This window comes from Acinetobacter sp. YH12021 (assembly GCF_013420145.1).
Classification (GTDB): domain Bacteria; phylum Pseudomonadota; class Gammaproteobacteria; order Pseudomonadales; family Moraxellaceae; genus Acinetobacter; species Acinetobacter towneri.
The window spans coordinates 1-1,242 of the sequence record NZ_VOYT01000073.1 but is presented as its reverse complement, the minus strand read 5'-3'; the positions used below and the strand labels follow the sequence as shown (position 1 = coordinate 1,242).

Genomic DNA, 1,242 nt, shown 5'->3' with positions numbered 1-1,242 from the left:
CGGGCGCAACGGCTTTCGTCATTGCGTCTCTGGGAGCAGCTTGGTCTTCAACTGCACCGGCCTTTGTCGCTTTCCGTCTACTTCAAGCAGTGGGCGCGTCGGCCATGCTGGTGGCGACGTTCGCGACGGTTCGCGACGTTTATGCCAACCGTCCTGAGGGTGTCGTCATCTACGGCCTTTTCAGTTCGATGCTGGCGTTCGTGCCTGCGCTCGGCCCTATCGCCGGAGTATTGATCGGCGAGTTCTTGGGATGGCAGGCGATATTCATTACTTTGGCTATACTGGCGATGCTCGCACTCCTAAATGCGGGTTTCAGGTGGCACGAAACCCGCCCTCTGGATCAAGTCAAGACGCGCCGATCTGTCTTGCCGATCTTCGCGAGTCCGGCTTTTTGGGTTTACACTGTCGGCTTTAGCGCCGGTATGGGCACCTACTTCGTCTTCTTCTCGACGGCTCCCCGTGTGCTCATAGGCCAAGCGGAATATTCCGAGATCGGATTCAGCTTTGCCTTCGCCACTGTCGCGCTTGTAATGATCGTGACAACCCGTTTCGCGAAGTCCTTTGTCGCCAGATGGGGCATCGCAGGATGCGTGGCGCGTGGGATGGCGTTGCTTGTTTGCGGAGCGGTCCTGTTGGGGATCGGCGAACTTTACGGCTCGCCGTCATTCCTCACCTTCATCCTACCGATGTGGGTTGTCGCGGTCGGTATTGTCTTCACGGTGTCCGTTACCGCGAACGGCGCTTTGGCAGAGTTCGACGACATCGCGGGATCAGCGGTCGCGTTCTACTTCTGCGTTCAAAGCCTGATAGTCAGCATTGTCGGGACATTGGCGGTGGCACTTTTAAACGGTGACACAGCGTGGCCCGTGATCTGTTACGCCACGGCGATGGCGGTACTGGTTTCGTTGGGGCTGGTGCTCCTTCGGCTCCGTGGGGCTGCCACCGAGAAGTCGCCAGTCGTCTAACCGACGACTGGTAGCAGGCCCGCTCCGATGCGGCGCACTAACCATCGAAACCTCGTGAATGTCGGTATCCTGTCTGGCAGGATACCGCTCATTTCCCTTGTTCAGTTCATCGCCGTCGCCGAGCATCTGAATTTTCGGCATGCGGCCAAGGCACTTGGTATCAGCCAGTCGAGCGTCAGCGCGCGTGTGAAAGCGCTGGAGGATAACCTTGGTGTCCTGCTATTTGAGCGCCATGCGCGGGGCGTTCGGCTAACAGACGCAGGCAGGCACTTCATGG

At 58.6% G+C, this 1,242-nt stretch carries 2 protein-coding genes; both read left to right on the top strand.

The window, feature by feature from the left end; translation table 11 throughout:
* Window positions 1-965, top strand: a 965-nt coding sequence (floR, locus tag FTT91_RS14575) for a chloramphenicol/florfenicol efflux MFS transporter FloR (protein ID WP_180063761.1), incomplete at its 5' end; no start/stop codon positions are given.
* Between the two features lie 27 nt (window positions 966-992).
* Window positions 993-1,242, top strand: a 250-nt coding sequence (locus tag FTT91_RS14570; RefSeq protein ID WP_130234736.1) for a LysR family transcriptional regulator, incomplete at its 3' end; no start/stop codon positions are given.